Below are 7386 nucleotides of genomic sequence, written 5' to 3'. Positions count from 1 at the left end.
TCTTGTTTGCGGATTATCGGCAGCAGGACCGCACTCCCGAAAATTTATCATGAAGGCCAAACTGTCGCACGATGACAATCACAAACAACTCAGTAAAAGTTGAATACCAACGTAATGACATTGAGTCAGCAGCACGTTCAAACGAGTTGAGTCAATGTTCAGGCTAGACTTATTCATCACGGAAATGACGACTGATAACCGATTGTGGTGTTTACCGAGTTAACATCAATCGCTGTCATACTGTAGCATAACGTTCAGTTAAGCACTTGAGATGGTCTACAATAGTGCCGAATTACGACGATGTAAGATTTCGGTCAGCGGCTAGGTGTATGCTGTGTCGCGATAATTGGTGGTTGTTGATGGTCTTCCAACAACCGCCAATTATCGGGGACGAATTGAAGACTCGCACGGTTTTTGGCGAGTCTTCAATTCGAGGTCTGAGACCGCCCTTCGGCTCAGGCCGGCCCCACAGCAGGAACCTAGCCGCTGACCGGAATCGTAAGTCCACGCAAATCACCGCACTTCACAAACTGAACAGAAGAATGCTTACGCTGGACACAAGCGTAACTACAAAAATAAGCGTCCCAACTCATATTACGAGTCGGAACGCTATTTTAATTCACATCAACTACTCAAGAAAACATCTTCTTAGTCGCCTTAGCCAACGTCTTCAAATCCTTATCATACCGTGGTGTATCAACTAACCAATCCATCGGAATGCCAGTAAAGTGGTAGGCCGCAATTTCACCAGAACGAACGGCACTTTGTTCGGTAAAAATCATCTGGTAAGGCTGTTCAGCAAACTCACCCGTGAAGGCCAAGTTGGTGCTGTGAGCCGGAATTACTTCCGGACGATCCGTCTTGGCACGATTGTTAAATAACGCACTCGCGTATGGCATATAAACCGGAATATTGTTGATAATACTATCCAAAATAGCCGACTTCTTATCCATAATATTACCTGGACCTGGATCAACCTTAGACAACTGACCAATTAATTCTTCGGCCATTTCCTTACCGGTCATTTCGATGTACGGTTTTTCAATGAACTCACCGTGACGCCGTGGGTATAGGAAGTACCCCCAGATAACCGATTCATTTGGCTTTTGCGTCGTGAAGTGCGGTTGGTGGTGCACCACGATCGACATATTGACGTCGTTATGCCCTAACGGCGTAATTGGTCGCGTCGATAGGAACGAATTTAACGCATTTCCGGGAACCTGCGTTGTGATTCGCGTGATTTCATTCAGCAATAAGTGGTTCGAGGTGGTTAACGTAAAGCTGACCCACTCACTGGCGTTTCGATTCGCGAAGAACTTATCGGGATTACCTAGATTGTAGAAGCGCTCAGTGGCACGTTTCCACAGACTGGCAGCTGCCCCGTAATCCGGATTCTCTGGTGCCGGTGTGTCATAATCACCAATGGTAGCGGAATCGGTAATTGAACCATTTGTAAAGATAACGGCTGTTTGATCGTCCACGGGTACCGTTTCTGTTTCACCAGTGTCCACGTTGGTCATTTCCAAACCGGTGACAGTGATTTCATCTTGCATGGCCGTTTCTTTGAATTGCCAATCAGTTACCCGGCGATTCATGACGAACTGACAGCTGATCTTTCAAGTAGTTAATCAGCGGCAGCATAATGCTTTCATACTGATTATACCGGGTCCGGTTAACACCCACTAAGTGTTCGATCTGGGTAAATTCGTAAATCATCTGATGCATATACCGCCGAAGCTCTTGCGCTGAACTTTGAGTCCGGAACGCAAAAGTGGTTTCCCACATGTACCAAAAGTTGGTTTGGAAGATATGTGGATCATCCTTGAAATACTCAGCAATCGAGACGTTATCCAACCGGTTTTCTTCCTTATCGGGCATCAACACCAATTTTGTCAATAACGACCGGTCCTTACTGTTAAGGCCCAACTTACCACCATCAATAATGCCTTTGCCACCTTGAAGTAACCGCGCCTTATCAAAGGTTCGGTGAGCGGCGTCAAATTCGTGGGTATCCTCGGCAGCCGTCAAGCCAGCTTCAGTTACGGATGGCACTCGACCGAGCAGATCCATCAAATCAACGTAGGTTCGGTAGTTCAGCATCCGGCCGCCTCGAGCAATGTACCCCCGAGTATTTTCCATCGGGTGATTGACATTCCAGTAATCGTCCTTTGCGTCATCCATTTCGCTACCATCGTTCGCACCATGATCGTCTAACGCATAAAACGTAATTTGATCACCGTGCCAGTGCGCTTCTTGAATTAAATAAACGGCGGCTGCCATGTTGGACAGCCCAGCACCAATCATAATTGCCTTTGTTTTGACCATAAAGATGACCTCCCTGATAAACTAAGTTAATTAGTGGCGGTAATGATAAACCGCGCCACCCACGATGAGACCAGTCAGCAATAGGCTGGTCGTCAAGTGTCGAATGAGGTGTTGATGATGACGATGCTTCATGTTGATCACCCGCCTTGGTTGATATTTTGTTTACGCTTACATTGTAAAATACAAGGCACGGTTGTGATATAGACAATCTAGTCGGTTTGTCCAAACTGGCTGAGCTGTTGCCCATTTTTTAAGGCTAATTCAACCGACCCGTTTAACATCAACTCAACTCGTTGAATCACGGTGGCTTTCGGTTCAGCCAAATCAGCGTTCAACCATTGCACAAACTGCATTACCAACGCCCAACCGTAAAAATTGGTAATCGCATCTTTTAAAAATGGCGCCACGTCTGGTTGAATATCCAGCACCACGCTTCAACCATTTCACTGGAAATCGCGTAGAGCGACTGTTCAAGCAAGTCACGCCCAACCGATTGAAAAAGGTGGCGGCAAAACTGGCGATTATCAGCAATGTAATCTAAAGCAACATCTAATCCGCCCTGCCAGGTATTCAGTTGGCGATAGTGGGCTAACTGATCTAAAACGTCGTGCTGCAACGTCCACTCCAGTAGTGCGTAAATATCCTCAAAGTGATAGTAGAACGTATTGCGAGTTACATCAGCGCGTTGTGTCAGTATATCGATGGTGACCTTGTTAAGTGGCATTGTCTCCAAAAGCGTTTTAAATGCCTGCGCTAGTTTTAACTTTGTATCGGTTGCGATACCAATCCCTCCCGTTATTACTTGATAGTTCAACTTATTATACCGCAAACCACTGGTCGACTTACAAGATAGCGCCTAAGGTTAACTACTTTGTTACAATTTATTAACCGCAACCTAAAAAAACCACCTACGCAGTTTTGCATAGGTGGTTCAAATTAAACAATTGATGACTGGTGCCTAAAATAGGCGTCATCATTCAAATAATAGCAAACTTCTCATTTAAGCCTTGTCAGTATCCAACATCCAAGCCAACGCCAGGGATTTTTCACCTAAGTGCGTCCCGATGACTGGGCCGAAGTAGCCGCGTTCAATCGGAATATTGGGGAACTTGGTCTGAATCTGCTTCAACCAGTTTTCGCCACCCTCGGGGTCATTCCCATCGATCACAATGGCTCGAAGTGGATAGTCAACTTGATCCAACGCTTCTTGGAAAATATCTTCTACTCGAACTAAGGCCTTTTTACGTGACCGAACCTTTTCAAAAGCCACAATTTCATGGCTCGTTTCGTCGAAGGTTAAAAGTGGTTTGATCTTCAATAAACTTCCAATAAAGGCCGATGCGTTAGACAAACGACCGCCACGAACAAGGTTCTGCAAGTCATCCACAATGAAAACTTCATCAATGGTGGCTCGGACCGCGTCCAATCGCGCGATAATCTCGTCCACTGTCGCATCCTTAGCCGCCATCTTAGCTGCTTCGATGGCCAAATAGCCCATCAACTTCACGGTAATTTGAGAATCATAGACCACCACGTGGGTGTTTTCTAGATGCTCATTGACTTGACGAAGTGAATTAACAAAGCCCGAAATCGTGCTGGCCAAGTGAATACTAATAATGGTATCGTAACCGTCATCACCCAATTGCTGGTAAAGTTGAATCATCTCACCTAGTGGTGGTTGTGACGTGCTGGGAAACGACTTTGAGGTTCGGAGCTTATCCCAAAAATCATCCGTTGTAATATCGACACCTTCGTTGTAAGACCGTCCGTCAATAATGACTGGAATCGGGACAACGTGAATGTGGTATCGTTGACATTCTTCTGCTGACAAATAGCTGGTACTATCGGTAACCACAGCTATTTTCATCGCAAACACCCGTTTCTTTTTCAAATTTTAGCTTGATTAACATTCTAACAGTTTTTTGGAACAGTGTCCATTAGCGGCCCATGAGATTGTCTCACCGTTCCTAATTAGCACGTTCAATACTGCGCGCTAATCGCTTTAACAAGATTTTCATCATCTGTTGCTCATCTTCTGGCCAGTAGTGAAAAACTGCGTCCGTTAGCGCGTCATAGTCATTATCAATATTGAGCAACGCCTCCTCGCCACTTGGCGTTAAGGCGTACTCTAATTGCCGGCGATCTTTGCCGACTGCTGTTTTGGAAGTGAATTGTTTTTCCGTTAAGTTTTTTAACTGACGACTTAAAGTTGAATTATCTAATTGCATCGCTTCAGCCATAGCATCTTGCGTAATGACGCCCTGTTTGATTTGGCGCAAGAGTTTCCACTCTGCAATCGTAACCCGATACTGTTTCGTCAGTTTACTCGTCCGACTCTGTAACGTCTTAGCAGCCACACTCAGATTCTCCAATATATCATCCATCGTCAGTCATCCCTTCATAATTAAAATCCTTAATTGTATTATACATGTTGGCGCTTTAAAACGCTACGAGAACCCCGGACTTAACTGATGATGACAACGAAGTGCTAAAATTTAACTGTTTTTTATAATTCCATTCAGAATCAATAAAATGTCCAGACTAACTGCTTCTCTCTCTTCTGGGTATCTGCTATACTAGACTTTGTATGTCTCAAAGAAAGTATTGAATAAACTTAAGGAAGTGAACACATGTCATTTGACGGTACGTTTACCCACGCGATGGTGACTGAACTTAACCAACAGTTAGCCAGTGGTCGGGTGTCAAAAGTCAATCAGCCTTACGATAATGAAATTGTGCTGACGATTCGGGCTAATCGAAAGAGTCACCCCCTACTGTTATCAGCTAACCCCACCTTCGCCCGGCTGCAAACCACAGCCATCCCCTACGTTAACCCGGTAACGCCAACTAACTTTACCATGATGATGCGTAAATACCTGAGTGGCGCGATTTTGACTGGTATCAGCCAAGCACAAAATGACCGGGTCGTTCACTTGGATTTCACCAGTCGTAACGAGTTAGGTGATCAGGTCGCGCTGCGATTGATTATTGAAATCATGGCCCGGCACAGTAACGTCATGCTGGTCGATACCGCAACGATGACGATTTTGGATACCATCAAACACGTTGGGAGTGACCAAAACCGTTATCGGACGCTATTGCCTGGCGGTCACTATATCAACCCACCAAAACAGGATCTGCTGAACCCGTTTGATGGCCCGGATGATCAGCTCACCGCCCTCGTTCAACAATATCCGAATGAAGCGGTGCTCGCGCAACAACTCCGACAACGTTATCAAGGACTCGGTAAAGATACGGCGCTAGCACTCGCGCGTCATTTGCACCAATCAACCGACTACGAGGCATTGTTCCGAGAATTCTTCGCGCGCTTTGACCATCCAGAGCCAACGTTGACGGTCAACGAAAACGGCAAAACTGAATTTTCCGCCTTTCCGTACAATCAACCAGAAACGACTCAACAATCATTCGACACATTAAGTGAACTCTTAGACTTCTACTATCAGGACCGTGCCGAGCGAGACCGCGTCCAGCAACAAGGGAGTACCTTGATTCACGTTGTCCGTAATGAATTGAAGAAGAATAAAACGAAACTCAAAAAATTGCAGGCGAGTCTCGATTCAGCTGAAAATGCGGATGATTTTCGCATCAAGGGCGAGTTACTCACCACCTACTTATCCCAAGTCACTCGTGGCATGACCAGCATTGAGCTGCCGAATTTCTACGATGAGATGAAGCCACTTAAAATCAGCCTCTCAAATCAAATTAGCCCGTCGCAAAACGCGCAGAAGTATTTTAAAAAGTACAACAAGCTTAAAGCGTCGGTCAAATACGTCACGGAACAAATGACGATCACTCAAGCTGAAGTGAACTATCTGGAAAACATTGCTACTCAAATCGAGTTAGCAGCGCCAAAAGACCTGACCGATATTAAGTTAGAGCTGCAACAAGGCGGTTACTTACGCGATCACGAACACCGGCGGAATGCTAAGAAGAAGCGGCAACCAATCTCTAAACCGGAACAGTTCGTGGCCAGTGATGGCACCCCAATCGAAGTTGGTAAAAACAACTTGCAAAACGAAAAACTGACCTTACACAGTGCAGCTAAAACCGACGTTTGGTTGCATGTGAAGGACATGCCGGGTTCTCACGTCATTATTCATGATAACGCCCCTTCTGACGAGACCCTCTTAGAGGCGGCCAACATTGCGGCCTACTACTCTAAAGCCCGTCAGTCGAGCTCGGTTCCAGTTGACTATGTTCAAGTCAAGCGCATCAAGAAACCCAACGGTACTAAACCTGGTTACGTAATTTATGAAGGTCAAAAAACCCTGTTTGTAACGCCTGACCGGGCTGAAGTTGAATCACATCTTAAAAAATAGGTTGTTTACTGCGACTCAACTACGAAAGCCTTGGAGAAGATCTCTTCAGGGCTTTTTGCTGTCGTTTGTGTCCAGCGTAAGCATTCTTCTGTTTAGTTTGTGAAGTACAGTGATTTGCTTGAACTTATGATTCCGGTAAGCAACTAGGCTCCTGCTGTGGGGCCGGTCTGAGCCAAAGGGCGGTCTCAGACCTCAAATGCAAGCCTCGCCAAACCCCGTGCGAGTCTTACATTTGTCCCCGATGATTGGCGGTTGTCGGAAGGACACCAACAACCACCAATCATCGCGACACAGCATCCACCTAGTCGCTTACCTACATCTTACGTTGACGCAATTCGGTGCTATCGTAGAACATCTCAAAATGCGTCGAACGGCAACGTAGCATATCTGATTAGCATAACGACGTCCAACTGATACGTTTTCACATCGACAATCGTTGGTCCATTGCGGTTACTGAACATTGACCATAATTGCGTCTGCAGTTGTCGAGTTATTGTTCAGCGTTGCTATCACACAGTTTCGTCAGCTTCAGAATGTGACATTCAACTGTTCTGGTTGCCGACAGCGCACTATGTAGCGGGAGGCGGAGGCGCGCGAGGCTCAGCAGTGTCGGTATGACTTGGGCAATCGTGCCCCGTGGGGTTCGGGGTGCGAGTGCCTTAGTCATACGCGGGTCCGGAGAGATCCGGCATGGCGGTCCTCAGCCATTCCTAGCTCGTAG

5 protein-coding genes and 1 pseudogene are annotated in these 7386 nt (G+C 46.2%); 1 reads left to right on the top strand and 5 read right to left on the bottom strand.

What is annotated here, in order from left to right:
* Positions 1-632: 632 nt before the first annotated feature.
* The 5 genes and pseudogenes from JCM2765_RS15620 to JCM2765_RS15605 form a co-directional block, all read right to left on the bottom strand.
* Positions 633-2325, bottom strand: a pseudogene (locus tag JCM2765_RS15620) (oleate hydratase).
* A 209-nt stretch (positions 2326-2534) separates the two neighbouring features.
* Positions 2535-2753 (bottom strand): TetR-like C-terminal domain-containing protein, encoded by a 219-nt coding sequence (locus JCM2765_RS18440; protein ID WP_225352135.1) that lies wholly within the window; start codon positions 2751-2753, stop codon positions 2535-2537.
* Positions 2717-3139: a TetR/AcrR family transcriptional regulator C-terminal domain-containing protein gene (locus JCM2765_RS18435; protein ID WP_225352134.1), complete on the bottom strand. Its 423-nt coding sequence runs from the start codon at positions 3137-3139 to the stop codon at positions 2717-2719. The genes JCM2765_RS18440 and JCM2765_RS18435 overlap by 37 nt, the downstream gene beginning before the upstream one ends.
* A 186-nt stretch (positions 3140-3325) precedes the next feature.
* Positions 3326-4192: a DegV family protein gene (locus JCM2765_RS15610; protein WP_054737483.1), complete on the bottom strand. Its 867-nt coding sequence runs from the start codon at positions 4190-4192 to the stop codon at positions 3326-3328.
* A 100-nt stretch (positions 4193-4292) separates the two neighbouring features.
* Complete coding sequence (locus JCM2765_RS15605) at positions 4293-4709, bottom strand: MarR family winged helix-turn-helix transcriptional regulator (RefSeq protein ID WP_082405179.1); 417 nt, start codon at positions 4707-4709, stop codon at positions 4293-4295.
* Positions 4710-4955: 246 nt separating this feature from the next.
* On the opposite strand from JCM2765_RS15605, the gene JCM2765_RS15600 reads away from it, so the two are divergent.
* Positions 4956-6665 carry an NFACT RNA binding domain-containing protein gene (locus tag JCM2765_RS15600; RefSeq protein ID WP_054737481.1) on the top strand — a complete coding sequence of 570 codons (1710 nt, stop codon included), beginning with the start codon at positions 4956-4958 and terminating at the stop codon, positions 6663-6665.
* Positions 6666-7386 lie beyond the last annotated feature (721 nt).

The sequence above is a fragment of the Secundilactobacillus similis DSM 23365 = JCM 2765 genome (assembly GCF_001311075.1).
Taxonomy (GTDB): domain Bacteria; phylum Bacillota; class Bacilli; order Lactobacillales; family Lactobacillaceae; genus Secundilactobacillus; species Secundilactobacillus similis.
The sequence above is the reverse complement of the archived record's forward strand: the minus strand, read 5'-3'. Positions and strand labels throughout refer to the sequence as shown.

Bases quoted from the DNA above. Each gene is read 5' to 3' on its own strand.
- JCM2765_RS15610 (WP_054737483.1), bottom strand. From the start codon at position 4,192: ATGAAAATAGCTGTGGTTACCGATAGTACCAGCTATTTGTCAGCAGAA.
- JCM2765_RS15605 (WP_082405179.1), bottom strand. From the start codon at position 4,709: ATGGATGATATATTGGAGAATCTGAGTGTGGCTGCTAAGACGTTACAG.
- JCM2765_RS15600 (WP_054737481.1), top strand. From the start codon at position 4,956: ATGTCATTTGACGGTACGTTTACCCACGCGATGGTGACTGAACTTAAC.